The 24158-nt window shown below is 72.4% G+C and carries 22 protein-coding genes and 1 pseudogene; 6 read left to right on the forward strand and 17 right to left on the reverse strand.

What is annotated here, in order from left to right; translation table 11 throughout:
* Nucleotides 1-1531, forward strand: a 1531-nt coding sequence (locus VGO20_RS12575; protein ID WP_414639804.1) for a peptidoglycan DD-metalloendopeptidase family protein, incomplete at its 5' end; no start/stop codon positions are given.
* A 59-nt stretch (nucleotides 1532-1590) separates the two neighbouring features.
* Here the strand turns inward: VGO20_RS12575 and clpB are convergent.
* Nucleotides 1591-4242, reverse strand: coding sequence for an ATP-dependent chaperone ClpB (clpB, locus tag VGO20_RS12580; protein ID WP_327502695.1), 2652 nt, complete (start codon nucleotides 4240-4242; stop codon nucleotides 1591-1593).
* A gap of 149 nt (nucleotides 4243-4391) precedes the next feature.
* Here clpB and VGO20_RS12585 point away from each other — a divergent pair, with 149 nt between their 5' ends.
* Together VGO20_RS12585 and VGO20_RS12590 are read left to right on the forward strand one after the other, a co-directional pair.
* Nucleotides 4392-4877 carry an NUDIX domain-containing protein gene (locus VGO20_RS12585; protein WP_327502696.1) on the forward strand — a complete coding sequence of 162 codons (486 nt, stop codon included), beginning with the start codon at nucleotides 4392-4394 and terminating at the stop codon, nucleotides 4875-4877.
* 204 nt (nucleotides 4878-5081) lie between these two features.
* Entirely contained in the window at nucleotides 5082-5810 is a 729-nt protein-coding gene (locus VGO20_RS12590; RefSeq protein WP_327502697.1) for an MOSC domain-containing protein, read from the forward strand.
* Nucleotides 5811-5826: 16 nt separating this feature from the next.
* Here VGO20_RS12590 and VGO20_RS12595 read toward each other — a convergent pair whose 3' ends face one another.
* The 9 genes from VGO20_RS12595 to VGO20_RS12635 all read right to left on the reverse strand — a co-directional run bounded on the left by VGO20_RS12595 (nucleotide 5827) and on the right by VGO20_RS12635 (nucleotide 17348).
* Nucleotides 5827-6174 carry a DUF4167 domain-containing protein gene (locus tag VGO20_RS12595; RefSeq protein ID WP_414639805.1) on the reverse strand — a complete coding sequence of 116 codons (348 nt, stop codon included), beginning with the start codon at nucleotides 6172-6174 and terminating at the stop codon, nucleotides 5827-5829.
* 332 nt (nucleotides 6175-6506) lie between these two features.
* A complete protein-coding gene (prmC, locus tag VGO20_RS12600) occupies nucleotides 6507-7382 on the reverse strand; it encodes a peptide chain release factor N(5)-glutamine methyltransferase (protein ID WP_327502699.1) in 876 nt (291 codons plus the stop codon).
* 5 nt (nucleotides 7383-7387) lie between these two features.
* Nucleotides 7388-8449: a peptide chain release factor 1 gene (gene prfA, locus VGO20_RS12605; protein WP_327502700.1), complete on the reverse strand. Its 1062-nt coding sequence runs from the start codon at nucleotides 8447-8449 to the stop codon at nucleotides 7388-7390.
* A complete protein-coding gene (gene hemA, locus VGO20_RS12610) occupies nucleotides 8446-9786 on the reverse strand; it encodes a glutamyl-tRNA reductase (RefSeq protein ID WP_327502715.1) in 1341 nt (446 codons plus the stop codon). Before hemA ends, prfA begins: the two co-directional genes overlap by 4 nt.
* Nucleotides 9787-9811: 25 nt before the next feature.
* Nucleotides 9812-10927 carry a flavodoxin-dependent (E)-4-hydroxy-3-methylbut-2-enyl-diphosphate synthase gene (gene ispG / locus VGO20_RS12615; protein WP_327502701.1) on the reverse strand — a complete coding sequence of 372 codons (1116 nt, stop codon included), beginning with the start codon at nucleotides 10925-10927 and terminating at the stop codon, nucleotides 9812-9814.
* Between the two features lie 109 nt (nucleotides 10928-11036).
* The gene (locus VGO20_RS12620; protein ID WP_327502702.1) at nucleotides 11037-12488 is read right to left on the reverse strand and encodes a RodZ domain-containing protein; all 1452 of its coding nucleotides are present in this window, start codon (nucleotides 12486-12488) and stop codon (nucleotides 11037-11039) included.
* A gap of 149 nt (nucleotides 12489-12637) precedes the next feature.
* On the reverse strand, nucleotides 12638-14887 hold the full coding sequence (ptsP, locus tag VGO20_RS12625) for a phosphoenolpyruvate--protein phosphotransferase (RefSeq protein WP_327502703.1): 2250 nt from the start codon (nucleotides 14885-14887) through the stop codon (nucleotides 12638-12640).
* Nucleotides 14888-14956: 69 nt separating this feature from the next.
* Entirely contained in the window at nucleotides 14957-16027 is a 1071-nt protein-coding gene (locus VGO20_RS12630) for an NAD(P)H-dependent flavin oxidoreductase (protein WP_327502704.1), read from the reverse strand.
* 85 nt (nucleotides 16028-16112) lie between these two features.
* On the reverse strand, nucleotides 16113-17348 hold the full coding sequence (locus VGO20_RS12635) for an aspartate kinase (protein ID WP_327502705.1): 1236 nt from the start codon (nucleotides 17346-17348) through the stop codon (nucleotides 16113-16115).
* A gap of 190 nt (nucleotides 17349-17538) precedes the next feature.
* Between VGO20_RS12635 and ubiG the strand changes: the two genes are divergently transcribed.
* Nucleotides 17539-18315, forward strand: a complete 777-nt coding sequence (ubiG, locus tag VGO20_RS12640; protein ID WP_327502706.1) for a bifunctional 2-polyprenyl-6-hydroxyphenol methylase/3-demethylubiquinol 3-O-methyltransferase UbiG — start codon at nucleotides 17539-17541, stop codon at nucleotides 18313-18315.
* 30 nt (nucleotides 18316-18345) lie between these two features.
* Here ubiG and VGO20_RS12645 read toward each other — a convergent pair whose 3' ends face one another.
* A complete protein-coding gene (locus VGO20_RS12645) occupies nucleotides 18346-18765 on the reverse strand; it encodes a DUF1178 family protein (RefSeq protein ID WP_327502707.1) in 420 nt (139 codons plus the stop codon).
* Nucleotides 18766-18863: 98 nt separating this feature from the next.
* Here VGO20_RS12645 and VGO20_RS12650 point away from each other — a divergent pair, with 98 nt between their 5' ends.
* Nucleotides 18864-19478: a class I SAM-dependent methyltransferase gene (locus VGO20_RS12650; protein ID WP_327502708.1), complete on the forward strand. Its 615-nt coding sequence runs from the start codon at nucleotides 18864-18866 to the stop codon at nucleotides 19476-19478.
* A 2-nt stretch (nucleotides 19479-19480) separates the two neighbouring features.
* Here VGO20_RS12650 and VGO20_RS12655 read toward each other — a convergent pair whose 3' ends face one another.
* The 6 genes from VGO20_RS12655 to VGO20_RS12680 form a co-directional block, all read right to left on the reverse strand.
* Nucleotides 19481-20467: a DnaJ C-terminal domain-containing protein gene (locus VGO20_RS12655; protein WP_327502709.1), complete on the reverse strand. Its 987-nt coding sequence runs from the start codon at nucleotides 20465-20467 to the stop codon at nucleotides 19481-19483.
* Between the two features lie 60 nt (nucleotides 20468-20527).
* The gene (locus VGO20_RS12660; protein WP_327502710.1) at nucleotides 20528-21460 is read right to left on the reverse strand and encodes a zinc metalloprotease HtpX; all 933 of its coding nucleotides are present in this window, start codon (nucleotides 21458-21460) and stop codon (nucleotides 20528-20530) included.
* A 218-nt stretch (nucleotides 21461-21678) separates the two neighbouring features.
* Nucleotides 21679-22515 carry a carbon-nitrogen hydrolase family protein gene (locus VGO20_RS12665; RefSeq protein ID WP_327502711.1) on the reverse strand — a complete coding sequence of 279 codons (837 nt, stop codon included), beginning with the start codon at nucleotides 22513-22515 and terminating at the stop codon, nucleotides 21679-21681.
* The gene (grxC, locus tag VGO20_RS12670) at nucleotides 22512-22772 is read right to left on the reverse strand and encodes a glutaredoxin 3 (RefSeq protein ID WP_327502712.1); all 261 of its coding nucleotides are present in this window, start codon (nucleotides 22770-22772) and stop codon (nucleotides 22512-22514) included. Before grxC ends, VGO20_RS12665 begins: the two co-directional genes overlap by 4 nt.
* 76 nt (nucleotides 22773-22848) lie before the next feature.
* Complete coding sequence (locus VGO20_RS12675) at nucleotides 22849-23151, reverse strand: AzlD family protein (RefSeq protein WP_327502716.1); 303 nt, start codon at nucleotides 23149-23151, stop codon at nucleotides 22849-22851.
* Nucleotides 23151-23870, reverse strand: a complete 720-nt coding sequence (locus VGO20_RS12680) for an AzlC family ABC transporter permease (RefSeq protein WP_327502713.1) — start codon at nucleotides 23868-23870, stop codon at nucleotides 23151-23153. The genes VGO20_RS12675 and VGO20_RS12680 overlap by 1 nt, the downstream gene beginning before the upstream one ends.
* Nucleotides 23871-24034: 164 nt before the next feature.
* On the opposite strand from VGO20_RS12680, the pseudogene VGO20_RS12685 reads away from it, so the two are divergent.
* Nucleotides 24035-24158: pseudogene (locus VGO20_RS12685) on the forward strand (patatin-like phospholipase family protein); the annotation flags it as partial.

The following is a 24158-nucleotide window of genomic DNA, read 5'->3' on the forward strand; positions in this document are numbered from 1 at the left end:
AGGCCGACCGTTGCGCCTGAGGAGTGTCCTCGTTCCCGCCACCGTCGCCTGCATCGCCGGCACCATGGGCATCGCCGCCCATATGAGCCTCAAGCACGCGCTCGCCAACTCCGACACGGTCGCCCAGGACGCCCCGGCACCGGCCGGCGAGCCGTCCAGGCTGCTCGACCAGCTCGCGCGCGCGTTCCCTCTTCCTGACGCGGCCGACGAGGCGAAGGATTTCGGCCTCGTCCTGCCTCCGCTCGAGGGGATCGAGGGCAACGGGCCGGAGGAAGACGGGCTTCAGGAAGGCGGGCTCGCGGGGAGCGAGGAGCCGGAGGCCGCCGACGAGATCCAGGCCGCGGAGGAAGGCGCGGAGCCCGGCGTGCTCCGGCAGGTCGTCTCGGTCGGTCGCGGCGACACCCTGCTCGGCCTGCTGGTCGGCGCCGCGGTCCCGCGCGAAGACGCGGTCGGCGCGATCGACGCGCTGCGCAGCGTCTACAACCCGCGCAAGCTGCAGGTAGGCCAGGAGATCGCGCTGCTGTTCGAGGGCGAGGACGAGCCGCGCTTCCTCGGGTTCGAGTTCGAGCCGAACGTCGACCGGGCGGTCGCCGTCGCGCGCGGCGAGGACGAGCGCTACGCCGCGGTCGAGGTCGAGAAGCCGCTGGAGCGCCGGATCGTCGGCGGCGGCGGCGTCATCACCTCCAGCCTGTTCGAGGCGGGGGCCGAGGGCGGCATCCCGGTGCCGGTGATGGCGAAGCTGATCCGGACCTTCTCCTACGACGTCGACTTCCAGCGCGACATCCAGCCCGGCGACAGCTTCGAGGTGATGTTCGAGCGCGACTTCATCGAGGACGGCACGCCCGTGCGCGAGGGCGAGGTGCTGTTCGCCTCGCTGCGGCTCTCCGGCAAGGAGATGGCGATCTACCGCTTCACCACGCGGGACGGGATCGTCGACTACTTCAACCGCAAGGGCGAGAGCGTGCGCAAGGCGCTGCTGCGCACCCCGATCGACGGCGCCCGGATGTCGTCCGGCTTCGGGATGCGCCGGCACCCGATCCTCGGCTACAGCAAGATGCACAAGGGGACCGACTTCGCCGCCCCGACCGGGACGCCGATCTACGCGGCCGGCAACGGCGTGGTCGAGGAGATCGGGCGCAAGGGCGCCTACGGCAACTACATCCGCATCCGGCACAACAAGGAAATCTCCACCGCCTACGCGCACATGAACGCCTTCAACAAGGCGCTCAAGCGCGGCGGCCGGGTCGGCCAGGGCGACGTGATCGGCTATGTCGGCACGACCGGCCGGTCCACCGGCCCCCACCTCCATTACGAGGTGCTGCGCGGCGGCCGCCAAGTCAACCCGATGAGCGTCGACCTGCCCACGGGGGTCATCCTCGAAGGCAAGGAGCTGGCCGCCTTCCGCAGGCAGGTGGAGGAGATGGACCGCCAGCTCGTGGCCCTGGGCCGCAAGGCGCCCGAGGTCGTGCAGACGGTCAGCTACACGGTCCCGCCCTCGCTGCCCGCCTGCAAGGCCGAGACGAACTGCTGATGCCCGCCTCCCCTTTCCCGCCCGCACCGCGCGGGCGGGAAAGGGCGGCGAGGCCGGTATCAGTGCAGCGTCGCCGGCCGGCCCCAGGCGGAGCCGCCGCCTTCCGGCTCGGTGCCGGGGCGGTAGCCCGACACCGGCTCCCCGTCGACGACGAGCCCGCCGGCATCCGTGCTCACCCGGACCTCCTGGCCGTCGGCGATGCGGCCTTCCAGGATCATGGTCGCGAGCGGGTTCTGCAGCACGCGCTGGATGACGCGCTTCAGCGGCCGGGCCCCGTAGACGGGGTCGTATCCCGCTTCCGCCAGCCAGGCGGTCGCTTCCTCGTCCAGGGTCAGCACGATCTTGCGCTCCGCCAGCATCCGGCGCAGGCGCTGGAGCTGGATCTCGACGATCCCGCCCATCTGCGGGCGGCTGAGCCGATGGAACAGCAGGATCTCGTCCAGGCGGTTCAGGAATTCCGGACGGAACGCGCCCCGCACCGCGTCCATCACCTGGTCGCGCACGGCGGTGCTGTCCTGGCCTTCCGGCTGGCCGGCCAGGATCTCGGCGCCCAGGTTGGAGGTCATCACGATCAGGGTGTTGCGGAAGTCGACCGTGTGCCCCTGCCCGTCGGTCAGCCGCCCGTCGTCGAGGACCTGGAGCAGGACGTTGAAGACGTCGGGATGCGCCTTCTCCACCTCGTCGAACAGGATCACCTGGTAGGGCCGCCGCCGCACAGCCTCGGTCAGCGCCCCGCCTTCGTCGTAGCCGACATAGCCCGGCGGCGCGCCGATCATCCGCGAGACCGAGTGCTTCTCCATGTACTCCGACATGTCGAGGCGGATCATCGCCGTCTCGTCGTCGAACAGGAACTCGGCCAGCGCCTTGGTCAGCTCGGTCTTGCCGACGCCGGTCGGCCCCAGGAACAGGAACGAGCCGATCGGCCGGTTGGGGTCCTGCAGGCCGGCGCGCGCCCGGCGGACCGCGTTCGACACCGCGACGATCGCCTCCTCCTGGCCGATCACCCGGGTGCGCAGCTTCTCCTCCATGCGCAGCAGCTTCTCGCGCTCGCCGGTCATCATCCTGTCGACCGGCACGCCGGTCCAGCGGCTGACGACGCCGGCGATATCGGCCTCGCGCACCTCCTCGTTCAGCATGCGGTTCTGCGCGCTCGCCTCGGCCTCGCGCAGCTTGCCCTCCAGCTCGGGGATGACGCCGTAGGCCAGTTCGCCGGCGCGCTGCCAGTTGGCGTTGCGCTGCGCCTGCTCCAGCTCGATGCGCGCATGGTCGAGCTGCTCCTTCAGCTTCTGCGCCCCCTGGAGCTTCTCCTTCTCGGCCTGCCAGCTCGCGGTCATCTCCGCGGACCTGCGCTCGAGCTCCTCCAGCTCGCCTTCCAGCCGGGCGAGCCGGTCGCGCGAGGCGGGATCGCTCTCCTTGCGCAGCGCCTCGCGCTCGATCTTGAGCTGGATGACCCGGCGGTCGACCTCGTCGATCTGCTCGGGCTTGCTGTCGACCTCCATGCGCAGGCGCGACGCCGCCTCGTCGATCAGGTCGATCGCCTTGTCGGGCAGGAAGCGGTCGGTGATGTAGCGGTTGGACAGGGTCGCCGCGGAGACGATGGCCCCGTCCGTGATGCGCACGCCGTGATGGAGCTCGTACTTCTCCTTCAGGCCGCGCAGGATCGAGATCGTGTCCTCGACGGTCGGCTCGTTGACGAAGACCGGCTGGAAGCGCCGGGCCAGCGCCGGGTCCTTCTCCACGTGCTTGCGGTACTCGTCCAGCGTCGTGGCGCCGACGCAGTGCAGCTCGCCGCGCGCGAGCGCCGGCTTCAGCATGTTGGAGGCGTCCATCGCCCCGTCGGCCTTGCCGGCCCCGACCAGGGTGTGCATCTCGTCGATGAAGACGATGATTTCGCCCGCCGTCGCCGTGATCTCCTCGAGTACGGCCTTGAGGCGCTCCTCGAACTCGCCGCGGTACTTGGCGCCCGCGACCAGGGCACCCAGGTCGAGCGCCATCAGGCGCTTGTCCTTCAGCCCCTCCGGCACGTCGCCCTTGATGATGCGCTGGGCCAGACCCTCGACGATCGCGGTCTTGCCGACGCCGGGCTCGCCGATCAGCACGGGGTTGTTCTTGGTCCGCCGCGCCAGGACCTGGATCGTGCGGCGGATCTCCTCGTCGCGCCCGATCACGGGGTCGAGCTTGCCGTCCACCGCGGCCTGGGTCAGGTCGCGCGCGTATTTCTTCAGCGCGTCGTAGCCCTGCTCGGCCGAGGCGGTGTCCGCGGTCCGGCCCTTGCGCACGGCGTTGATCGACTGGTTCAGCGCCTGGGGAGTGGCGCCCGCCTCCTTCAGCAAGCGGGCCGACGGCGTGCCTTCGGCCATCGCGAGCGCGAGGAGCAGGCGTTCCGCCGTCACGTAGCTGTCGCCGGCCTTCTCCGCCAGCTTCTCCGCGCTCTCGAACACGCGGGCGAGTTCGGGCGACAGGTAGATCTGGCCGGCGCCGCTGCCCTCCACGCGGGGGTGGCGGTCGAGGTCGGCATCCGCGGCGGCGAGTGCCTGCGCCGGATCGGCGCCGGCCGAACGCATCAGGTTCGCCGCCAGCCCTTCCTTGTCGTCGAGCAGCGTCTTCAGCAGGTGCTCGGGCGTCAGGCGCTGGTGGCCCTTGCGGAGCGCCGTCGTCTGGGCCGCCTGCACGAAGCCGCGCGACCGCTCGGTGTATTTCTCGAAGTCCATCGACCCTCTCCCTTGTCTCGCCGGCCGCCCGCCAGGCAGCTCGACCGGCCACGACCCACGTCACGTGCGATCCAGGAGGACGCTTCCGGGTATATGGAGGCGCGGCCCCGCCCCCACAAGCGGCCACACTGCGGCAAATCCGCAACGCCATGCTGAACCTGCGCCTGCGCATCCCTGCCCCGGCCATGCGGGCGGCCCATCTGCTGCGGGTCCTGTGGTGGCGGCTCGCCCGCCCGGTCACGCTGGGCTGCAGCGCGCTGGTCGCGGATGGGGGAGGCCGCGTCCTGCTGGTCCGGCACAGCTACGTCCCGGGCTGGCACCTGCCCGGCGGCGGCGTCGGCCGCGGCGAGACGCTGCGGGATGCGGCGCTGCGCGAACTGCGCGAGGAGACCGGCCTCGAGGCCGAGGGCGAGGCCCGCCTGCACGGCATCTTCCTGAGGCTCTCGCATGGCGGCAGCGACCACGTCGCCGTGTTCGTCGTCGAGCGCTGGCGCGGCACCTTGCGCTGCGACGGCACCGAGATCCTGGCCGCCCGGTTCTTCGATCCCGCCGGCCTCCCGGCCGGCACCGGCGGCGGCGCGCGGCGGCGCATCGAGGAATGGCGCGGACTGCGCCGTGCCGACGCGCTGTGGTGAGGCAAAAAAGAACCCCGGGTCCACGCGGGGCCCGGGGCGGTGCGATCGGAGTTTGCGAGGTTCGGTCACGGAACAGGAGAGAGGCCGATCGCTTGAAAGGGTTATATCCCCGTCAGCCCGTCGCGTAAATGAAAATCGTTCTCATTTGCATCTGCTCATCCGCAGTCGTTGACAGCCGCGTCGGCGCTTCTCCATAAGGAAGTCATGTCGGCACGTCTCACCGCGATTTTCCGCTACCCGATCAAGGCCTTGAGCGGCACCGCGCTGGACGGGGCCGACCTCGTTCCCGGCGCCGGGTTGCCCGACGACCGGCGCTTCGCGATCGGCTCCGGCGGCGCCGGGACCTTGTGGGCGACGCTGGAGCGCCACCCGCGGCTCGCCGCGCTGGAGACCCGCTACGACGCCCCGACGGGCCTGCTGACGATCCTGCGCAAGGGCCGCCCGGTCGCGCGCGGCCGGATCGACACGCCGACCGGGCGGATGGTCGTCGACCAGTTCCTGGCCGCCTACCTGAAGGGCGAGCTTCCCGGCCTGCCGCATCTGGCCGAGTGCCCAGGCGGCGCCTTCGACGTCGGGGAGCCGGCGGTGTCGCTGCTGAACCTGGCGAGCGTGCAGGACCTGGAGCGCAGGATGGTGAAGGCGCCGCTCGACCCCGCCCGCTTCCGCGCGAACCTGCTGATCGACGGCTTCGCGGCCTGGGCGGAGGCCAGCTGGCCCGGCCGTCGCATCGCGATCGGCACCGCCGTGCTGGAGGCCTTCGCCCCGGTCGAGCGGACCGAGGCGACGAACGTCGAACCCGGGACCGGCGACCGGGGACTGAACGTGCCGATGGCGCTGGTGCGCGGCACCGGACGCCCGCACTGCGGCGTCCATGCGCGCGTCGCGTCCGCCGGGCGGGTCCAGGTCGGCGACGAGGTGCGGCTGCTGGACTGAGCCGCGCGCCGGGGCGTCAGGCGCCGACGGCGTTCTGCTCCTCGTTGGCCCCGACGTCCTCGTCGTTGCCGTCGTCGTCGCCGTCGCCGTCGAGCATGCCGTTGCCGTTCGGGCCGGCATGGCCGTTGCCGTCACGTCCACCACCCTGGCGCGCGTTGCGCTGGTTGGACGCCTCGGCCTGCTCGTTGATCAGCTCGATGATCCGGTAGTAGTGCTCGGCGTGCTGCAGGTAATTCTCGGCAGCGACCCGGTCGCCGGAGGACTGCGCGTCGCGTGCCAGGGCCAAGTACTTTTCATGGACCTGGAAGGCGTTTCCGCGGATGCGGACGTCCGGCCCGTTGCTGTCGAAAGTCTGGTGCCGCAAAGGCACGTTGCTCTGACGGCGGGCACCGCCGCCACCGCCACCGCCACCGCCACCGCCGCCACCGCCATTGTTGTTGCTACCACGGCCGCGCGAACGCCTGGTGTTTGGTCCTTGTCTCATACGGCTATGACGAGCCCCATGTTGGAAGTATGCACGCCCGAACCGGCCTGGACGGCCATCGACCGTCGAGGACCCGCGCGCAGAAGCCGCGCGGCGGTTTGTGGGGGTACTGGTAACGAGGCTTCGGCCAAACACTTGGCGGCGCCCCGTTGGAAACGACCCTAAACGGGAAACGGCGGCAATCCAACTCTTTTTTTAGGCGCCGGCGGCGCTCATGCGGCCGCGCGGCCGAATACGCACCGTTCCACCCGGCCCAGATCGTGACGGGTACCGTCGACGACAAGACCCGATGCGGTAAAGATCTCGGTAACCGCAGGAACTTGTCCCGCGCCGACTTCGAAGACGAAATGGCCGCCGGGTTTCAACACTGCGGCTACCTGCGGCGCCAGCCGGCGATAGGCGTCGAGGCCGTCGGGACCTCCGGCCAGCGCCGCGCGCGGGTCGTGGGCCGCCACCTCGGGCTCGAGCGTCGGGATGTCCGCGTCGGGGATGTAGGGCGGGTTGGACAGGACGACGTCGAACCGCTCCTCCAGGCCTGCCGCCCAGTCGCCCTGCCGGAAGCCGGCCCGGGACGCGAATCCGAGGCGCCTGGCATTGGCGTCGGCGGTCGCGACCGCGGCCGCCTGGACGTCGATCCCGAGGCCGCGTGCGCGCGGCAGCTCGCCCAGCAGCGCCAGCAGGATGCAGCCGGTCCCGGTGCCGAGATCGAGGATCGAGAGTGCGGCGCCGCGGTCGGGGACCAGGGCCAGCGCCGCCTCGACCAGCGTCTCGGTGTCGGGACGCGGGTCGAGCGTGCTGGCGTCCAGCGTGAAGTCCATGCTCCAGAACTCCCGCCGGCCGAGGATGCGCGAGACCGGCTCACGCGCCGCCCGGCGCCCGACGAAGCCGAAGACGCGCTCGACCATCGGCGGGGTCAGCCGCTTCAGCGCCTGGATCAGCAGGTCCTCCCGCCGCATCCCCAGCGCGTGCTGGACCAGCAGCCGTGCGTCCAGCTCGGGCGTGTCCACGCCCGCCTCCCTCAGGGACGCCTCGCAGGCGCGCAGCACCTCGCGCAGGGTCGGGGTCGGGGTCAGGTCCGTCCTGTTCATCGCCGTCACCGCAGGTCCGCGAGCCGCTCGGCCTCGTCGGCCCCGACCAGGGCGTCGACGATCTCGTCCAGCGCTTCGCCGTTCATCACCTTCTCGATCTTGTAGAGCGTCAGGTTGATCCGGTGGTCGGTGACCCGGCCCTGGGGGAAGTTGTAGGTGCGGATGCGCTCCGACCGGTCGCCCGAGCCGACCTGGCTCTTGCGGTCGGCCGCCCGCGCCGCGTCGCGCTGGGAGCGCTCCAGCTCGTACAGCCGGGCGCGCAGCACCTTCATCGCCTTGGCCTTGTTCTTGTGCTGGGACTTCTCGTCCTGCTGGCTCACCACCAGGCCGGTCGGCAGATGGGTGATGCGCACCGCGCTGTCGGTGGTGTTGACGGACTGGCCGCCCGGGCCGCTGGCCCGGAACACGTCGATGCGCAGGTCCTTCTCGTCGATCTGGACGTCGACCTCCTCCGCCTCGGGCAGGACCGCGACGGTGGCGGCCGAGGTATGGATGCGCCCGCCCGCCTCGGTCTCGGGCACGCGCTGCACCCGGTGCACGCCGGACTCGAACTTCAGCCGCGCGAACACGTTGCGCCCCGTGATCGAGGCCACCGCCTCCTTGTAGCCGCCGAGCCCGGTCTCGTTGACGTCCATCGCCTCGAAGCGCCAGCCCTGCAGGACGGCGTAGCGCTGGTACATGCCGAACAGCGCAGCGGCGAACAGGGCCGCCTCCTCGCCGCCGGTGCCGGCGCGCACTTCCAGGATCGCGTTCTTCTCGTCGGCTTCGTCGCGCGGCAGCAGCAGCACGCGGATCCGGCGGTCCAGCTCGGGCAGCCGGCGCTCCAGCTCGCCGAGCTCGGCGGCCGCCAGCTCCCTCATCTCCGGGTCGGCGAGCATCGCCTCCAGGTCGGCCCGTTCGGCCCGCGCCTTGCGCAGCTCGGCCGCCGCCTCGGCGATCGGGGTCAGGTCCGCGTATTCCTTCGAATGTCGTGCGAAGGTCTGCGCGTCCAGCCCGCCGGCCGAGAGCGCGTCGCGCAGCTCGTCATGGCGCGCCGCGACCTTGTTCAGCATGTCCTCGAAGCTCACCGTTCCTCACTCTCGTCGCGGCCCTCGCCCGGGCCGGTTGCACCATGGTCCCCGCCGAGCCGGAACAGGCGCAGCAGCAGCCGCTCCGCCTGCGCCACCTCGGCCCCCCTCTCCGCGGCCGCCCCCTCCCCCGCCGCGAGGTCCTTGAGCACCTCCGACGGCGGGTGCAGCAGGCGGTTCACCAGCAGCCGCGTCGCCTCGGCCGCCTCCAGCGCCGGCTGCTCGGCCAGCAGGCGCGCGCGCGTCGCCTCGAAATGCCGGCGCAGCGCCGCCAGCGCCGGCACCGCCGCGCGCTCGGCCCGGCCGCGCGCGAACCCCGACGCCGCCTCGTCGACGATCGCCCACGCCGCCGCCGCCGCCGCCTCCCGGCCGGCGCGCCCGGAAAGGGCGATCCGCTCCAGGTCGGCGAGGTCGTAGACGAAAGCCTGCTCGAGTGCGGCGACCGCGGGATCGACGTCCCCGGGGACCGCGGTGTCGATCACGAAGATCGGGCGGTTGCGCCGCTGCCGGAGCGCCGCCTCCATCTGGCGCGCCCCCAGGAGATGGCGCCCGGACCCGGTCGCGGCCACGACGACGTCGGCGCCGGCGAGCGCCGCGTCGAGGCCGGCCGCCGGCACGAAGTGCCCGCCGTGCCGCCGCGCCTCGGCCTCTGCCCGCGTCTCGCTGCGCGCGCACACGACGACGCGCCCGAGTCCCGCCGCGCGCAGGCTCTCGACCATCAACCCGCCCATGTCGCCGAGCCCGAGCAGCAGCGCCGAGCAGCGCTCCAGGTCCCCGTGCACGTCGCGCGCGGTCTGGACCGCGGCGGCGGCGATCGACACCGGCCGTTCCGCGACCGCCGTCTCGGTGCGCACCCGCTTGGCGGCGGCGTAGGCGGACTGGAACAGCGCCTCCAGCTCCGGGCCCACGGCTCCCGCGGCCATGGCGTCGCGATGCGCGGCCTTGACCTGGCCCAGGACCTGCGGCTCGCCGACGACCTGGCTGTCGAGCGAGCAGGCGACCGCGAAGGCGTGGCGCACCGCCGCCGCCCCGGTCAGGACATAGGTCTGGCCCTCGACCGCGGCCGGCAGGGTGCCCGCGCGCTCTGCGAACAGGGCCGTGACCGCCGCGCGCACGGCCGCGGGGTCGGGGTGGACCGCCTGCACCTCAACCCGGTCGCAGGTCGACAGCCACACGAACTGCGACAGCCCGCAGGCGCGCAGGCGCGCGTACACGCCCGGCAGCTCCCGGTCCTCGGTCGCCAGCAGGTCGCGCAGCGCCGCGGATGCCGAGCGGTGGTTGGCGCCGACGACGACGGCCCCGCCCTCCTCCCGGGCGCTAAAGACACCTCCGCGGATCGGAGTCCAAGAACCTCACCTCGCCCTACTCCGCCGCCTCGACGGCGCTTGCCGCCTCGATCTCGGCGGCTTTCTTCTCGACCATGCCGGCAATGTGCTCGACGATGTCGCGGTCCTTCAGCCGGTGGTCGGGAATGCCGGAAACGTAGATCTGGTGCGTGCCGCCGCCGCCGGTCAGGCCGATATCGGTCTCGCGCGCCTCGCCCGGCCCGTTCACGACGCAGCCGATGATCGAGACCGTCATCGGCGTCGTCACATGCGCCAGGCGTTCCTCCAGCCGCGCCACCGTCGAGATCACGTCGAACTGCTGGCGCGCGCAGGACGGGCACGAGATCACGGTGACCCCGCGCCGGCGCAGGCCGAGCGACTTCAGCATGTCGTAGCCGACCTGCACCTCCTCGACCGGGTCGGCCGAGAGCGACACCCGCAGCGTGTCCCCGATGCCCGACCACAGCAGCATGCCGAGGCCGATCGACGACTTCACCGTGCCCGCGCGCAGCCCGCCCGCCTCGGTGATGCCGATGTGGAGCGGATAGTCGCACGCCTCCGCGAGCTGCTGGTAGGCCGCGACCGCCAGGAACACGTCCGACGCCTTGACCGAGATCTTGAACTCGCGGAAGTCGTGATCCTCGAGGATGCGCGCGTGGTCGAGCGCGCTCTCCACCATCGCCTCCGGGCAGGGCTCGCCGTATTTCTCCAGCAGGTCGCGCTCCAGGCTGCCGGCGTTGACGCCGATGCGCATGGAGCAGCCATGGTCCTTGGCGGCCGCGACCACCTCCCTGACGCGCTCGGCGGAGCCGATGTTGCCGGGATTGATGCGCAGGCACGCCGCCCCCGCCCTGGCCGCCTCGATCGCGCGGCGGTAATGGAAGTGGATGTCGGCGACGACCGGCACGTCCACCTGGCGGATGATGTCGGCCAGCGCCGCGGTCGATTCCTCGTCCGGGCAGGACACGCGGACGATGTCGACGCCGACCTGCTCCAGCCGCCGGATCTGCGCGACCGTGGCGGCCACGTCCGCGGTCGGCGTGTTGGTCATGGACTGGACCGAGATCGGCGCGTCGCCGCCGACGAGTACCTTGCCCACGCGGATCTGGCGGCTGGCTCGGCGGTGGATGTCGCGATACGGGCGGACGGACATGGCGGGACCTGGGCGCTTGCGGGACCGACGGCCCGGTAGGGCCGTTACCCGCCTAGAAGTGCGCACCCGACCGGGCAAGTCAAGCCATCAGGGGCGCCCGGAGCCCGCCTCAGCCTCCGAGCCTCGTCGGGTCGAGGGCCACGTCCCGCATCACCTGCCCGGTCTGGCCCATCGGGCCGGCGGCGGCGACGCCGTCGACCACGACCACGACGCCGCCGGCATTGCCGGTGACGAGCCGCAGCCCGGTCTCGTCCGGGACGCGGTAGACGTCGCCCGGCCGCAGCACGCGGGCGAACAGCAGGTCGCCGGCGGCGTTGCGGACCTGGACCCAGCTGTCCTGCGTGGCACGGAGCTGGATGCGCGACGAGCCGTTGACGACACCATAGACCTTGCCGTCGGCGGGAGTGGCCTCCGCCGCGGGTGCCGGCGGCGGAGCAGGCGGCAATGCCGCGGTCTGCTGGGCCGGAGGCTGCTCGGCCGGCGGCTGCTGGACCGGGGTCTGCTGGGCCGCCGGGACGGGTTCGGCGGTGGCGGGCGGCGCCGGCTCCGCCACCGGGGCGGGAGCCGCGAGCGCGGTCGTGACGTCCGGCCCCGCGGCGGGCTGCGCGACGGCCGGCTGTTCGGGTGCGGGCGGTTCGGAAGCAGCGGCCACGGGCGATGCCGCGGACGAGGCGACCTCGGGCCCGGGGGACGCGATCTCCGGGGACGCTGCCTCGACCGGCGGCTGCGGCTCGGTCGCCGCCGCGGGTGCCGTTCCGGCGGGCTCGGTCCGGGCGACCGCCACGGGATCGGATGCCGGTTCGGCCGGCTGCGCCAGCACCGTGCCGCCGGCCGCGGGGATGTCGGCGGCGGGAGTTTCGAGGCCCGGCGTTTCAGCGGCAGGGGCTTCGATGACAGGAGTTTCGGTGGCAGGGGTTCCGGTGACGGCGGCGGCCTGCACCGCCGGAACCGCCTCGGCCGGCGCTTCCTCCGGGACCTGCGCGACGGCGGCCGGGCCCGCCTCCTCCCCGACCGGCACCACGACCGTGGACGCCACGGGCGTCAGGTTCAGGGCCGCGGCGAGGCGCTCGGGGACCGGGGGCACGAGATCGGCGATGTCGCGGCCGGTGGAGGTCAGATAGTACCAGCCGCCATAGACCCCGCCCGCGAGCACCATCGCCAGCAGCAGGATCGCGCCGCCGGGGATGCGCCCCTCCGGCACCGGCTTCGGCATGTAGAACTCCGAGCGCTGGATCGCGCCGGAGGACTCGTCCTTGAAGCGGCGCAGGACCTGCTCGGGCTCGAGCCCGAGATGCTCGGCGTAGGTGCGCAGGAAGCCCGTCGCGTAGGCGGCGCCGGGCAGGTCCTTGAACCGGCCGTCCTCCAGCGCCTGGAGATAGGCCTGGCGGATGCGCAGGTCGCGCGCCACGTCGCCCAACTCGTAGCCGTGGCGCTCCCGCGCGATGCGGAGATCCGTCCCCAGGGACGCCTCTCGTTCGAAGTCGTGGACGTGCCCGTCCGACAGGTGCGGTCCGTCCAGGGAGGCCTGGGCCTCGTGATGCCTGCGCTTGCGCTCGCCCATTCCGCCAGCCGCTCTTCGATTCGGGCCATTCCGTTCCCGGAGCCGACCGCCCCGGAATACCGCTAGGGAAGTAATCGGGGAAATAGGTTTCAAACCGATTAACTCTAAAGGCAAAGGTCTAGCTTACCGCCCCCTGCATGCGCAACGACTCAGATCATCACCTCGTGATCTTTCGCGAAGCTGCGCAATTTCTCGCGCAGGCTGTGGCCGGGAGAATCGAGTTGGGTCGACAGGTAGTCGCGCAGCGGGCCGACGTCGAGGCTGCGCAGCATCGACTTGACCGCGCCGAGCGCCGGCGGAGACATCGACAGCGAGCGGAAGCCGATCCCGATCAGGGCCATGGCCTCCAGCGGCCGCCCCGCCATCTCCCCGCACAGCGACAGCGGCGCGCCCGTCGCCTCGCACTGCTCGACCACGTGGCGCAGCACCGACAGCATGGGCGGCGACAGCGAGTCGTAGCGGCCGGAGATCCGCGGGTCGCCGCGGTCGGCCGCGAACAGGTACTGCTGCAGGTCGTTCGACCCGATCGACAGGAAGTCGGCCCGCTTCAGCAGGGCCGGAAGCTGCCAGACGATCGAGGGGACCTCGATCATGACGCCGACCTTGACCGCGGACGGCGGCTCCCTCCCCTCGCGCACCAGGCGCCGGCGCTCCATGTCCAGGATCGCGCTCGCCGCCTCGAACTCGGCGACCTCCGCGACCATCGGGAACATGACGCGCAGCTCCCGCCCGGCATGCGCGCGCAGCAACGCGCGCAGCTGCGTGCGCAGCATCGCCGGCCGGTCCAGCCCCATGCGGATCGCGCGCCAGCCCAGCGCGGGGTTCTCCTGCTGCTGCTCGGCGAAATAGGGCAGCATCTTGTCGCCGCCGACGTCCAGCGTGCGGAACACGATCGGGCGGTCGCCGACATTCTCGAGCACGCGCGCATAAAGCTCGGTCTGCGCCTGCACGTCCGGATAGGTCGAGCGGACCATGAACGGGATCTCGGTCCGGTAGAGGCCAACGCCGTCCGCCCCGGTCGCCTCGATGTGCGACAGGTCGATCATCAGGCCGCAGTTCAGGTGCAGCGCGATGGCGACCCCGTCGCGCGTCACCGTCGGCAGGTTGCGCACCTCCGCGTAGAGGCGCTCGCGCTGGGCCGCCAGCGCCATGCTCTTGGCGAAGGCCTCCTGGATGTCCTCGGCCGGCCGGACGAACACCTGGCCGTTGTCGCCGTCCACGATCAGCGGGTCGAGCGGCTCGATCCGGGTCAGCACGTCCGTGCACTGGCCGACGACGGGGATGTTGAGCGCGCGGGCCACGATCGCGACGTGGCTCGCGGTGCTGCCCTCCTCGATCACCAGGGCGCGCAGCCGGCGCCGGTCGTAGTCCAGCAGCTCCGCCGGGCCCATGCTGCGCGCGACCAGCACGACGTCGTCCGGCAACGTCCCGGCATCCGCCCCGGACGGGCGCCCGGCAAGGTGCTGCAGCAGGCGGTTGGTGAGGTCGTCCAGGTCGAGCAGCCGCTCCCGGATGTAAGGATCGGTCATCTGGCTCATGCGGGCGCGCGTGTCGTTCTGGACGCGCTGCACGGCGGCCTCGGCGGTCAGGCCGTTGCGGATCGCCTCCCGGATGCGCGAGAGCCAGCCCCGGTCCTCGGCGAACATCCGGTAGGTCTCGAGGATGTCGTAGTGCTCGCCCCCTTCCGAGACCGAGCTGCGCAGCAGGTCGTCGATCGCGCTGTGCATCCCCGCCAGCGCCTCGCGCAGCCGGTCCAGCTCGCGATCCGGGTCCTCGGCGACGAGCTGGCGGATCGTCAGCTGCGGGCGGTGCAGCACCGCCATGCCCATCGCCAAGCCCCGGTTGAGGGATATCCCCTCCAGGCGGGTCGGCAGCAGCGCCGCGTCGCCCCCGGAGGAGATCTCCTGGGCGTTGACCAGCTCGCCGGCGGCGACCAGCTCGGCCACCACCATCCCGATCGTCTGGAGGGTCTCGACCTCCTCCTCGAGGTACTCGCGCTTCTCCTTGTGCTGGATCACCAGCACGCCGCGCACCTTGCCGCCGCGCAGGATCGGCACGCCGGCCAGCGACTGGTACGGGTCCTCGCCGGTCTCGGGCCGGTAGGCGAAGCGCGGATGGCTGCGCGCGTCGGCCAGCGCCATCGGCCGCGCATGGGCGGCGACGTCGCCGACCAGGCCCTCGCCGACCCGCAACCGGGTGCGGTGGACGGCGTCGGGGTTCAGGCCGACGGTCGAGAACAGCTCCAGGATGTCGCCGGCCCGCATCACGTAGCAGGAGCAGACCTCGGCACTCATCTCGGCCGCGATCAGCGTCACGATCTTGTCGAGGCGGCGCTGCGCGGTGCCGGAACCGGCCATCACGTCGCGCAGGCGCGCCAGCAGGCGGCGCGCCGACGACATCTGCCGTCCCGCCGCTGGAACCCCCTGGGCTGCGCCCTCAGGGGGTGCGATCCCCGGGGCGCCCGACATCTATCCGGCCGCCCCGCCCAGCAACGGTTCGGGGACCGCGACCATCCCGGTCTCCGCCGACCGGGCGGCCAGCGCGCCGACCGCCTGCGCCACCAGCTCGTCCAGGATCTCCGCCGTCGGCTGCTCGCGCGTCACCATGCCGACCGACTGGCCGGCCATCACCGATCCGTTCTCGACGTCGCCGTCGATCACCGCGCGGCGCAGCGCGCCGGCCCAGAAATGCTCGATCTCGAGCTGCGCCTCCTCGCGCGTCAGCTCCCCGCCGTTGACGCGGTCGATCACGGTGCGCTGGGCTTCCATGAAGCGCTTGGTCGCGGAGTTGGCCAGTGCCCGCACGGGGATCACCGGAAAGCGCGGGTCGAGCTGGACCGAAGGGACCGCGTCGCGGGCCGACGCCGAGATGAAGGCCTTCTTGAACCGCTCGTGCGCGATCGATTCGCTGGCGCAGACGAAGCGGGTGCCGAGCTGGACGCCGGCCGCCCCCATCTCGAGATAGGAGACGATCGCCTCGCCCCGGCCGATGCCGCCGGCGACGAAGACCGGCACCTCGCGCACGACCGGCAGGATCTCCTGAGCCAGCACGGAGGTCGAGACGGGGCCGATGTGGCCGCCGGCCTCCATGCCCTCGATGACCAGGGCGTCGGCGCCGAGCTTGATGACCCGGCGCGCGATCACCAGCGCCGGCGCGAAGCACAGGACCTTCGCGCCGCCGGCCTTCAGGCGGCGGATCGCATCGCCCCCGGGCAGCCCGCCGGCGAGCACGACGTGGCTGACGCCGTTGTCGAGGCAGACCCCGATCAGCTCGTCGAGCCGGGGATGCATCGTGATCAGGTTGACCCCGAAGGGCCGCCCGGTCAGCGCGCGGGTCGCCCGGATCTCCGCGTCCAGCAGGTCGGGCGGCATCGATCCCGACGCGATCACCCCGAAGCCGCCGGCCTCGGAGATCGCGGAGACGAGCCTGCGCTCGGAAACCCAGGTCATCGCCCCGCCGAGCACGGCGAGTTCGGTCCCCAGGAAGTCGCAGCCGCGGCGCCAGAGCTGGTCGAGCTGCGTGCGGGCGGGACTGACCATGATTCGCGTGCCTCCGCCTATCGATTCCAAGTGTCCAGGGCCCGGGAGCCCATGATCGGCGCCGGCCGGCGCCCGATCCCCGACCTCAGGCCGCGTCCAGCCCGTAGGCGGTGTGGAGCGCCCGCAGCGCCAGCTCCGTGTACTCCTCCGCGATCAGCACGCTGACCTTGATCTCGGAGGTGGAGATGACCTGTATGTTGATGCCCTTCTCGGCCAGTGCCGCGAACATGCGCTGGGCGACGCCCGCGTGGCTGCGCATGCCGACGCCGATCACCGACACCTTGACGACGTTCGGGTCGGTGGTCATCCGCCGGTAGCCGAGGTCCTCGCGCGCCAGCTCCAGCACCTGCTTCGCGCGGTCGAGGTCGCTCTTGGTGACCGTGAAGGTCAGGTCGGTGGCCGTGCCGTCCTCGGACACGTTCTGGACGATCATGTCCACGTTGACCGCCGCATCGGCGAGCGGCCCGAAGATGTGCGCGGCAACGCCGGGACGGTCGGCCACGCCAATCAGGGTGATCTTCGCCTCATCACGGCTGTAGGCGATGCCGCTGACCAGTTCCTGTTCCACGATCTCGTCCTCGTCAACCACAAGGGTGCCCGGCAACGCGCTGCCGGGCGCTTGTTCGAAGCTGCTCAGCACCTGCACGCGCACGCGGTGCTTCATGGCCATCTCGACCGAGCGGGTCTGGAGCACCTTGGCCCCGAGCGACGCCATCTCCAGCATCTCCTCGTAGGTGATGCGGGAGAGCTTGCGCGCCTTGGCGACGATCCGCGGGTCGGTCGTGTAGACGCCGTCGACGTCGGTGTAGATGTCGCACCGGTCCGCGTCCAGCGCCGCCGCCAGCGCCACCGCCGAGGTGTCCGACCCGCCGCGCCCCAGCGTCGCGATGCGGCCCTGCGGCGAGATGCCCTGGAAGCCGGCGATCACCGCCACCTCCCCGGACGAGAGCCGGCGGTCGAGCTCGGTCGTGTCGATCTCGACGATGCGCGCCTTCGCGTGCACGCCGTCGGTGCGGATCGGGATCTGCCAGCCGTGCCAGGAGCGCGCCGGGATGCCGATCTCCTGGAGTGCCAGCGCCAGCAGGCCGCTGGTCACGTTCTCGCCGGAGGAGACGACGGCGTCGTATTCGCGCGCGTCGTGCAGCGGCGAGATCTCCCGGCAATAGGAAACGAGCTGGTTGGTCACGCCCGCCATGGCCGAGACGACCACGGCCACCTGATGGCCGGCCCGGACCTCCGCCTCGACCTTGCGGGCGACGTTCCTGATGCGCTCGATGTCGCCGACGGAAGTGCCGCCGAACTTGAGAACGATCCGCGCCATGCCTCGTTAGCCCCATTCCCCGTAAGTCGCACTGCAAGCCCCTGCGGTCCACCCGGCGGACACGCCCGCCGACAGAGAGGGGGGCCTGCTTTGCTGGCGGTTCCATTGCCGGAGCGAGGCGCGGTATCCATACTCCGTTGCCGGGGCCCAACGCAAGCGCCCCCCGAACCGATCGATCGAGGAACCGACCATGACCGCCGTCCCCCGACGCCCGAACGACCAGGATCCCGCGGCCGGCGGCACCGTCGATGCCGGCGAGATCTCGCGCTTCGGGGCGATCGCCGCCGAATGGTGGGACCCCGACGGCAAGTTCCGGCCGCTGCACCGCTACAATCCGGTGCGCGTGCGCTACCTGCGCGACGCCGTCTGCCGGCATTTCGGCCGCGACCCCGAAGGCCCGCTGCCGCTGAAGGGCCTGCGGATCGTCGACGTCGGCTGCGGCGGCGGCCTTCTGGCCGAGCCGCTCTCGCGCATGGGCGCGGAGGTACTGGGAATCGACGCCGGCGAGACGACGGTCGAGGTCGCCCGCCTGCACGCGGCCGAGAGCGGGGCCGAGGTCGCCTACCGGCGCGCCAGCGCGGAGGAACTGGTCGCGGAGGGCCGGCGGTTCGACGTCGTCGTGGCGCTGGAAGTGGTGGAGCACGTCGCCGACGTGCCGCTGTTCCTGGACGCCCTGGCGCGGCTGACGGCGCCGGAGGGGATGGTGGCGATGGCGACCATCAACCGGACGCCGAAGGCCTTCGCGCTGGCCATCGTCGGGGCGGAATGGGTGCTGCGCTGGCTGCCGCGCGGCACCCACGACTGGCGCAAGTTCCTGCGCCCTTCCGAGCTGGCGGCCGGCCTGCGCCGCACCGGCCTGCGGGTGCGCGACGTGCAGGGGGTCGTGTACTCCCCCCTGCGCGGCACCTTCTCGCTCGACCCACGCGACCTGGACGTCAACTACATGCTGTGGGCGAGCCGGGACTGAAGCCTCCGCCGCTCCGGCGGCGGGGAAACGTCAGGAATTCGTCCGCGGCACCCAGGGAATGCGGCTGAACGTGACACCTTCCTCGGACAGCTGGGCGGCCTCCTCGGCCGTGGCCTCGCCGTAGATGTCGCGGCGCTCGGTCTCGCCGTAATGGATCTTGCGCGCCTCCTCGGCGAAGCTGTCGCCGACGTAGTCGCAGTTCTCCTCGACCTTGCGGCGCAGGTCCACCAGCTCGCGCATGATCTCCGCCGCCTGGCGGCGTTTCTCCTCGTCCTTGCCGGAACGTGCCTTGGCGATGCGCGGCGCCATCGGCGCCTTGCGGACGTCCGCGTCCCCGCAGGCCGGGCAGGCGACCTCGCCCGCGGCGGCCTGGGCCTCGTAGGCCTCGCCGTTGCGGAACCAGGCCTCGAAGCCGTGGCCCTTGGCGCATTGCAGTTCGAACAGGATCATCGTTGCATGCCCGTAACCGAAAGAACGCGGGGGGAGCGCCGGCGCGTTCCCGCTGTAATATACATCCGAGATCGGGAGGCCAAGACGGAAGGACAAGGATGCCGGACATCGAAAATCGCCCGACGCCCCCGGCCGGCCTGCGCCCGCCCCCGTCCCCTTGGATCGCCCGCTTCGCCCCGCTGGTGCGCGCCGGCGGCCCGGTGCTCGACCTCGCCTGCGGCGGCGGGCGGCACCTGCGCCACTTCCTCGGCCGCGGGCACGCGGTGACGGGCGTCGACCTCGACCTGCGCGGCGTCGCCGACCTCGCCGGGACGCCGGGGGTCGAACTCGTCGCGGCCGACCTCGAGCAGGGAAACCCCTGGCCGCTGCCGGGCCGGCGCTTCGCCGCCGTGATCGTCGCCAACTACCTCCACCGGCCGCTGCTCGACGCCCTCGCCGCCGCCCTCGAACCCGGCGGGCTGCTGCTCTACGAGACGTTCATGCGCGGCAACGGGCGCTTCGGCCGGCCCTCCTCGCCCGACTTCCTGCTGCGCAGCGGCGAGCTGCTGGAATTCGCCCGCGGCCGGCTGCAGGTGATCGCGTTCGAGCAGGGGGAGGTCTCCTCGCCGAAGGCCGCGGTCGTCCAGCGCCTTGCCGCCTGCGCGCCGGTCCCGGCGCCCGACCTCGACGGCGAGCCCGAGCCGCGACCACTGCCCGGGCCGCTGCCGGCCTGACCTCACGCGAACAGCCCGTGCCGCGGATCGAAGTCGCGGGTCCCGGCGCGCGTGCGCAGGAAGTCCGCGAGCCCGTCGTCGGCATCCGGCCCCAGCACGATCCTCAGCGTGACGATCAGGTCGCCGGGCGGGCGGCCCTTGCGGTGGACGCCCCTGCCCTTGAGGCGCAGCACCGTGCCGCCGTCGGAGCGCGGCGGGATCGTCAGCATCACCGGCTTTCCGAGCGTCGGCGTCCGGACCCGTGCGCCGAGGACCGCCTCGTCCAGGGTGACCGGGAGGTCGAGATGGACGTCGTCGCCGACCCGGCGGAACGCCGGGTGAGGCAGGACCGAGACCTGGACCAGCGCGTCGCCGGCCGCGCCGCCGACCGCCCCGCCGACCGGGCCCGGCGCGCCGAGCCCGCGCAGGCGCAAGGTCGCGCCGTCCTCGATCCCGGCCGGGATCGCGACGTCGACCGTGCGCCCGTCGCGCAACGCCAGCCGCCGCGTCCCGCCCAGGGCCGCGGTCGGGAAGTCGACCTCGATCCGGTAGCTCTCGTCGGCGCCGGCGGTCCCGCGGCCGGCGCGTCCACTCCTGCGCCCGGCGCCTCCGCTGCCCCCTCCGCCGGCGCCTGCGCGCCCGCGGCCGGCGAACATGCCCTCGAACAGCTCCTCCAGGTCCAGCTCGTGCACGCGCGCGCCGGAGAAGGGATCGCCGCCGGCGGCACGGAAGCCGCCGAAGCCGCCCTCGAAGCCCTGCTTGAACCCGCCGGCGCCGAACGGCGTCTCGTTCCCGGCCGCGTCGATCTCGCCGCGATCGAAACGGGCTCGCTTCTCCGGGTCGGACAGGAGGTCGTAGGCGGCGTTGATCGCCTTGAAGCGCTCCCCCGCCTCCGGCTTGCCGACGTTGAGGTCGGGATGATGCTTCTTCGCCAGCTTGCGGTAGGCGTCCCGGATCTCCTCCGCCGACGCCGTGCGGCTCACGCCCAGAACCGTGTACGGATTTTCCATGGCAACCCCCTCGAACAGCCCCTTTCCACCAATTCGCAATCGCCCCGCAGCCGCCCCGGATCACAGCCGCAGGACGCCGCGCCGCGGCCAGGCACCGGGAATCCAGATCGCCCGCGGCTCCGATGCTGGCACCCGGCGCGCGGGCGCCATCCGCGCCAGCCGCTCGATCCGCTCGCACGTCAGCGGGTGGGTGCGCAGGACGCGCGCCCACCACGGCACGCCGGCCCGGCCGAACCCTTCCCAGAAATCGTCCCGGACGCGGGACAGGACCCGCAAGGCGCCGGCCAGTCCCTCCGGGTCGCCGGTCAGCTCGACGGCCGCGGCATCGGCGTCGAACTCCCGCACCCGGGACAGCCGCAGCCACAGCAGGTCGCCCAGCATCGGCGCCGCGGCGAGCACCAGCAGCGCGCCCCACGGCATCGTGCCGCCCGCACCGGCGAGGAACGGCCAGATCAGCAGGGCCGCGACCAGCCCGACGGTGCACAGCGTGCGCGTGGTGCCGGCCGCGACCGCGCCGAGGCGCAGGAACCAGGTGTCGTTCGCGCGGATGTGGCTGATCTCGTGCGCCAGCACGCCCACGACCTCGCGGGGGGTCAGCGTCTGCAGCAGGCCGGTCGAGACGGCGACGGCCCCCCTCTCGCCGCCGACCGCGAAGGCCTGGAGCCCGCGCGACGGCACGAGATAGAGCCGCGGCTGCCCGGGCAGGCCTGCCCGGCGCGACAGCTCGGCGACGATGTCGACGAGTTCCGGGGCGAACCACCGGTCGACCGGCCGCGCGCCGGTGGCGCGCAGCACCAGTTCGGGCGCGCCCTGCCCCAGCGCGAAGCCGACGGCGCCCGTTGCGAGCGCGATCGCCGCACCCTGCGCGCCGGCGAGGCTCCAGCCCGCGGCGGCCAGCAACAGCGTCATGGCCAGCATCGTCAGCGCGGAGGCCCGCAGGTGCCGGCGCCGCTGCTCCTCCAGATGCCGCTTGTCGAGATGCCGGACGATCATGGCGGGTTCCCGGTCGGGCTCCCGGCGCCGCGTCACGCGGCGGCCCCGGAGCGTCGGCGGGCTCCCGGGCGGCGGTCGAGCGAAGTCATGTCCGATATCCTCCTGCGAGCGATATCCGGGACGGCCGCCGCGGCGGCTTCCCGAGGCGTCGGACCCGACAGCGGCATCCGACACCCGGGAATCTGGTAAGAAGGGACCCGCCCATCAAGGGCGGGCCGTCAGGGCACGCGGGTGACCTCGATATGGCGGTCATGCGTCAGGGCGGGGACCATCCGGCGCGCCTCGTCGACGCGCGACAGGTCGAGCCGTGCCGTGACGATGCCCGGCTCCTCGCCGGCATCGGCGAGCACCTCGCCCCAGGGGCTGACGATCAGCGAATGGCCGTAGGTGAGCCGGCCCTCGTCATGGGTGCCGGTCTGGGCCGGGGCCAGGACGAAGCAGCCGGTCTCGATCGCGCGGGCCCGGAGCAGGACGTGCCAGTGCGCGCGGCCCGTCGGCACGGTGAACGCGGCGGGCACGGTCAGGATGCGGGCGCCGGCATGCGCCAGCGCGCGGTAGAGATGGGGGAAGCGGAGGTCGTAGCAGACCGTCATGCCGACCCCGCCCCACGGCGTGTCCGCCAGCACCGCGCGGTCGCCGGGACGGAACGTCGCCGACTCGCGGTAGCTCTCGCCCTCGGCGAGGTCGACGTCGAACATGTGGATCTTGTCGTAGCGCGCCCGGACCTCGCCATCGGCGCCGATGAGGACGCTGCGGTTGGCCGCGCGCCCGTCGTCGAGCAGGACGGCGAGGCTGCCGACCAGCAGCCAGGCGCCGGTCTCGCGCGCAAGCTCGCGGAAGAACGGCAGCGCCGGGTGTTCGTCCTCCCGGCGGGCGCGGGCGAGCACCTTGGCCCGGCCCTGGACGACCATGGTGACGTTCTCCGGCATCGCGATCAGCTCGGCGCCGGCGTCGCGGGCACGGCGCACCAGCTCGCCCGCCCGCTCCAGGTTGGGGCCGATCTCCGGCCCGGCGTTGACCTGGACGCAGGCGACGTCGAGGGTCCCGGCGCTCATGACTGGCCGAGCATCGCGTCGAGCTTGCCCGCGCGATCCAACTCGTACAGGTCGTCGCAGCCGCCGATGCCTTCCCCGTCGATGAAGATCTGCGGGACGCTGGTGCGTCCGCCCGCCCGCTCCACCATCTCGGGGCGGCGCCGCGGGTTCTGCATCACGTCGACCTCCTCGAACTCCACGCCCTTCTCGGTCAGCAGCCGCTTGGCACGGTGGCAATACCCGCAGAAGGGGCTCGTATAGACGACGATTTCGGCCATGCTCGGCTCCGCTGGTTGCATCCGACCCAGGGAATATGGTGTGGCGGCGGCGCTCCGCCAGCATCGAGCCGGCGCCTCATGCGGAAACGACCAGTCTCGCGGCCGCGACGGCGGCCACCCCCGCCAGGGCGGAGACGAGATCGCGGCCCGACAGCGCCATCGCCAGCCCGGCCGCGGCGATCCCCACCAGTTCCGGCACGCTGCCGCGGACCGCGGCCGGCGCGACGATGCCGAGCATGACGCAGAGCGGCATCGCCTCCAGCGTCCGGTCGAGCCGGGCGCTCCTCGGCGCGTAGCGCATCAGGAAGAAGCCGCTCGCACGGCACGCGAACGAGGCGATCCCCAGGGCCACGAGGGCCGGAACGACGGAGCCGTCCATCACGCCGGGCCGGACCTGAGGGCGGCGACCAGGCCGCCGGCCAGGCCCGCGCCGACGATCGCCCAGCCGGGCTGGCCCGCCCGGTCCAACGCCACCGCGACCAGGACGGCCGCCGCCGCGGGCGCCAGATGCTTGCGGCCGCTCCAGCTTCCGACGAGCAGGGTCGTCGAGAAGGCGACGAGCATGAAGTCGAGGCCGACCCGCTGCGGATCGGGAACGAGGCCGCCCGCGACCCGGCCCGCCAGCGTGCCGCCGATCCAGGGCAGGAAAGTCGCCAGCCCGGTGCCCAGGACGAAGCCGGCGTCGTTCAGCCCCGCGGCGTGGCGATTGAGCGAGAGCGCCCAGTTGGCGTCGCCCAGCACGTAAAGGGAGGGATAGGTCTGCCACCACGGCAGCCGCCCCATCCAGGGGCGCAGCGCCGCCCCGTAAAGCACGTAGCGCGCGTTCATCACCAGTACGGCGGCAACGACCGTCGCCAGCGCGGCGCCCCGGGACAATGTCTCGAGTGCCGCGAGCTGGGCGGAGCCCGAGAAGACCAGGGCGCTCATCAGCAGCGATTCGAGGGTGCTCAAGGGGACCTGCGCGGCCAGTGCGCCGAAGGCCACGCCGTACAGGACGACGCCAGGCGCGAGAGCCTGCCCCTGCAGGAAACCGCTGCGGACGCCGCGGAGCGTGAAGGTGACGGCTCCGTCGGAGCCGGCGCGGGAGGGGGGAGCCATCGTGCGTCTTCCTGAAGAGGGGCCGGCAAGGGGCTTGGCAGCCCCGCGCATGATAGCCTAATCCGGACCGGCTCCGCGGCCAGGCGGTGCGATCGCCGGTTCGCGGCGAAATCCGGGCGCGGGCGGGCCGCGGGCGGTTATCCTGGCGCCGGAAGCGGGGGGACATGGGCGAGGACGGGAAGAAGGCGATCGAGCTGGCGCTGCAGGGCGGCGGGGCGCACGGCGCCTTCACCTGGGGCGTGCTCGACCGGCTGCTGGCCGACGACCGGCTGCGGATCGACGCGCTGA

The organism is Arenibaculum sp. (assembly GCF_035998295.1).
In the GTDB taxonomy this organism is placed as follows: Bacteria; Pseudomonadota; Alphaproteobacteria; order Azospirillales; family Azospirillaceae; genus DASYHS01.

Coding starts and splice junctions, on each gene's coding strand:
- VGO20_RS12620 (WP_327502702.1), bottom strand. CDS start 12,488: ATGGGCGAGCGCAAGCGCAGGCATCACGAGGCCCAGGCCTCCCTGGAC.
- VGO20_RS12665 (WP_327502711.1), bottom strand. CDS start 22,515: ATGAGCGCCGGGACCCTCGACGTCGCCTGCGTCCAGGTCAACGCCGGG.
- VGO20_RS12650 (WP_327502708.1), top strand. CDS start 18,864: ATGCCGGACATCGAAAATCGCCCGACGCCCCCGGCCGGCCTGCGCCCG.
- ptsP (WP_327502703.1), bottom strand. CDS start 14,887: ATGTCGTCGGCGCGCCGCCTGCTGGCGCGCCTGCGCGACGTGATGGCC.
- ubiG (WP_327502706.1), top strand. CDS start 17,539: ATGACCGCCGTCCCCCGACGCCCGAACGACCAGGATCCCGCGGCCGGC.
- VGO20_RS12590 (WP_327502697.1), top strand. CDS start 5,082: ATGTCGGCACGTCTCACCGCGATTTTCCGCTACCCGATCAAGGCCTTG.
- VGO20_RS12655 (WP_327502709.1), bottom strand. CDS start 20,467: ATGGAAAATCCGTACACGGTTCTGGGCGTGAGCCGCACGGCGTCGGCG.
- VGO20_RS12630 (WP_327502704.1), bottom strand. CDS start 16,027: ATGGTCAGTCCCGCCCGCACGCAGCTCGACCAGCTCTGGCGCCGCGGC.
- ispG (WP_327502701.1), bottom strand. CDS start 10,927: ATGTCCGTCCGCCCGTATCGCGACATCCACCGCCGAGCCAGCCGCCAG.
- VGO20_RS12645 (WP_327502707.1), bottom strand. CDS start 18,765: ATGATCCTGTTCGAACTGCAATGCGCCAAGGGCCACGGCTTCGAGGCC.
- clpB (WP_327502695.1), bottom strand. CDS start 4,242: ATGGACTTCGAGAAATACACCGAGCGGTCGCGCGGCTTCGTGCAGGCG.
- VGO20_RS12675 (WP_327502716.1), bottom strand. CDS start 23,151: ATGGACGGCTCCGTCGTTCCGGCCCTCGTGGCCCTGGGGATCGCCTCG.
- prmC (WP_327502699.1), bottom strand. CDS start 7,382: ATGAACAGGACGGACCTGACCCCGACCCCGACCCTGCGCGAGGTGCTG.
- VGO20_RS12635 (WP_327502705.1), bottom strand. CDS start 17,348: ATGGCGCGGATCGTTCTCAAGTTCGGCGGCACTTCCGTCGGCGACATC.
- VGO20_RS12660 (WP_327502710.1), bottom strand. CDS start 21,460: ATGATCGTCCGGCATCTCGACAAGCGGCATCTGGAGGAGCAGCGGCGC.
- grxC (WP_327502712.1), bottom strand. CDS start 22,772: ATGGCCGAAATCGTCGTCTATACGAGCCCCTTCTGCGGGTATTGCCAC.
- VGO20_RS12585 (WP_327502696.1), top strand. CDS start 4,392: ATGCTGAACCTGCGCCTGCGCATCCCTGCCCCGGCCATGCGGGCGGCC.
- VGO20_RS12680 (WP_327502713.1), bottom strand. CDS start 23,870: ATGGCTCCCCCCTCCCGCGCCGGCTCCGACGGAGCCGTCACCTTCACG.